4 protein-coding genes are annotated in these 3126 nt (G+C 64.7%); all 4 read left to right on the forward strand.

Features of this window, described 5'->3' with window-relative positions:
- Positions 1-293 (forward strand): thiamine phosphate synthase (locus EN939_RS27260; RefSeq protein WP_206528347.1); only part of this gene is annotated, 293 nt, incomplete at its 5' end.
- Position 294: 1 nt separating this feature from the next.
- A complete protein-coding gene (locus EN939_RS27265) occupies positions 295-1335 on the forward strand; it encodes a tetratricopeptide repeat protein (RefSeq protein ID WP_127270840.1) in 1041 nt (346 codons plus the stop codon).
- Between the two features lie 173 nt (positions 1336-1508).
- Complete coding sequence (gene efp / locus EN939_RS27270) at positions 1509-2075, forward strand: elongation factor P (protein ID WP_013529127.1); 567 nt, start codon at positions 1509-1511, stop codon at positions 2073-2075.
- A gap of 85 nt (positions 2076-2160) precedes the next feature.
- A complete protein-coding gene (locus EN939_RS27275; protein ID WP_013529126.1) occupies positions 2161-2961 on the forward strand; it encodes an inositol monophosphatase family protein in 801 nt (266 codons plus the stop codon).
- Positions 2962-3126 lie beyond the last annotated feature (165 nt).

Below are 3126 nucleotides of genomic sequence, written 5' to 3' on the forward strand. Positions count from 1 at the left end.
AGCTTGGCGAGACGCGGCCAGACTACATCTTCTTCGGCCGCTTCGGTTACGACAACAAGCCCGAACCGCACCCGCGCAACCTGTCGCTCGGCGCATGGTGGGCGGACATGATCCAGATCCCTTGCATCGTCATGGCCGGATCCGACATCGCCTCGGTCGAAGCGGTGGGCGCCACCGGCGCTGAATTCGTGGCGCTGTCGAGCGCCGTGTTTGCCGACGGCACCGATCCCAGGACAGCGGTCGCCACCGCCAACGCGCTGCTCGACGAGACCGCGCCGCGCTTCGAGGACTGAAATGTCCTCGGCGACGCTTCCCCTCCAGGCTCTGCTTGCGGTGCTGATGGTCCAGGCTGCCGCCGCGGAGACCATCCCCCTGCCGCAGCCCAAGCCGGAAATCGGCGTCCACACCGACAAGCCGATCGACAAGCCGTTGCCGCAGCCCGCTACCACGGCCGAGCCCGCGCCGCTGCCGTCGGCCGACACGGTCAATCCCGACCGCTTCGGCGCAAAACCCGCCGACGCGGCCTATGGCGCCTTCCAGCGCGGTCTCTACAAGACAGCTTACAATCTGGCATTGGTCCGGGCGCAAAACGGCGATCCGGCGGCGCAGACCTTGGTGGCCGAGATCCTGTCGCGGGGGCTCGGTGTGCCGGTCAATTCGGCGCAAGCGGCGAAATGGTACGCGCTGGCCGCCGAACAGGGTGTGCCGGAATCGCAGTTCCAGTATGCGCTGATGCTGCTCGACGGCCGCTACGTCAAAAAGGATGGAAAAGAGGCCTACGCCTTGATGCAGGCCGCCGCCGAAGCCGGCAACCGGCTGGCGCAATTCAATTTCGCGCAGATGCTGGTCCAGCAGGACCCCGGCGACGCCGGCATGGCCAAGGCGGTTTCCTACTATGAGCGCGCCGCCGCGACCGGCCTCGCGGACGCGCAATATGCAATGTCGCAGATCTACGCCAACGGTGTCGGTGGCAAGCCACGTGACGACGCCCAGGCAAGGCGCCTGCTGGCGCAGGCCGCAAGGCAGAACTACGACACCGCGCAGATCGATCTCGCCGCCTGGATGATCGAAGGCCGCGGCGGTGCGCGCGACCTGAAATCCGCCTTCGGCTGGATGAAGCAGGCGGCGGAGGGCGGCAATGTCGCCGCCCAGAACCGCCTGGCCAAGCTCTATATGCAAGGCATCGGCACTGATCCGGACCTTGTGCTTGCCGGCGCCTGGTACGTCGTCGCCCGCCGTGCCGGCCTCATCGACCCACAGATGGACGACTTCCTGCAGGGGCTGGACGACGACCAGACCAAGCAGGCGCTGCAGAAGGCCAACCGGCTGCCTTGACGGCGGTTCTCGCGGTCATCGCAAGTGTAACCTCGGCTCCCCTCGCCTGGCACCGACCTGCCCGCTCCCTTGCCTCTTCTGGCGATTTGTGGTCTTGGGAGCCCGAAATCGCTTTCCCAGCGAACATCCATACCGACGGCGTGGCCGTTGGCATCATTCCGGATCATCTCATCATGGCCAAGATCAATGGCAACGAAATCCGTCCCGGCTATGTCATCGAGCATGATGGCGGGCTTTGGGTGGCGGTCAGGACCAACACCGTCAAGCCCGGCAAGGGCGGCGCCTACAATCAGGTCGAACTGAAGAACCTCATCAACGGCACCAAGCTCAACGAGCGCTTCCGCTCGGCCGAGACCGTCGAACAGATCCGGCTCGACCTGAAGGATTTTTCCTTCCTTTACGCGCAGGAAGACGCACTGGTGTTCATGGACACCCAGAGCTACGAGCAGCTCGAATTGAACAAGGACTTCGTCGGCGATCGCGCCGCCTTCCTGCAGGACGGCATGATGGTGACGGTCCAGCTCTACGAAGAGCGGCCGATCGGCATTTCGCTGCCCGACTATGTGACGCTGACCATCACCGAGGCCGACCCGGTGGTGAAGGGTCAGACGGCGGCATCGTCCTACAAGCCGGCGATCCTGGAGAACGGCATCCGCGTCCTGGTGCCGCCCTTCATCGGCGCCGGCGAGCGCATCATCGTCGACACCAACGAAATCACTTACGTGCGCCGCGCCGACTGACGCATGTCGCCCAGAAGTGGCCGGGTTCCGGGTCACCGACATGCATCGAGGCAGAATTTAAAGCGCAGCACCGGGAAAAAGCACTATGGCACGCTCAGCCCTTCTCAACGTCATGGTCCAGGCCGCAATGAAGGCCGGCCGCTCGCTGTCGCGCGACTTCGGCGAGGTGCAGAACCTGCAGGTCTCGATGAAGGGCCCCGGCGATTATGTCAGCCAGGCCGACCGCAAGGCAGAGGACATCGTCTTTGCCGAATTGTCCAAGGCTCGGCCCGGCTATTCCTTCCTGATGGAAGAGCGCGGCGTGGTTGAAGGCGACGACGGCCAGCATCGCTGGATCGTCGACCCGCTCGACGGCACCACCAATTTCCTGCACGGCATTCCGCTCTTTGCCGTTTCGATCGCGCTGGAGCGCCAGGGCCAGATCGTCGCCGGCGTCATCTACAATCCGGCGATGGACGAACTCTACACCTGCGAACGCGGGGGCGGCGCCTTCATGAACGACCGCCGCTTGCGCGTCGCCGGCCGCATCAAGCTGGTCGACACCGTGATCGGCTGCGGCATGCCGCATCTCGGCCGCGGCCACCACGGCAATTTCCTGGTCGAACTGCGCAATGTCATGGCCGAGGTTTCCGGCGTCCGCCGCCTCGGCTCCGCATCGCTCGATCTCGCCTATGTCGCCGCCGGCCGCATGGATGGCTTCTGGGAAACCGGCCTGTCGGCCTGGGACATCGCCGCCGGGCTGCTTTTGATCCGCGAGGCGGGCGGCTTCGTCTCCGACATGGATGGCGGCCAGGACATGCTCGACAACGGCTCGGTCGTCGCCGGCAACGAGATCATCCAGCGCGCTTTGCTGAAGGTCGTGAAGAAGCCGCTCTCCTCCCGCTGACAGCCACGCCGCGCTGATGCGCCGCAGTCGCAAAACCGCAATGGAAGCTTGAAATACTGCCCGGCATGCGCCCAAATTGAAGGGCGCGGTGCAGGAACCCGGCTTAGTGAGAGACAACCAACCCTACCCCGATATCCCGTTCATCGGACGCTGGCACTATTCGCG

Source organism: Mesorhizobium sp. M7A.F.Ca.CA.002.05.1.1 (genome assembly GCF_003998335.1).
Taxonomy (GTDB): domain Bacteria; phylum Pseudomonadota; class Alphaproteobacteria; order Rhizobiales; family Rhizobiaceae; genus Mesorhizobium.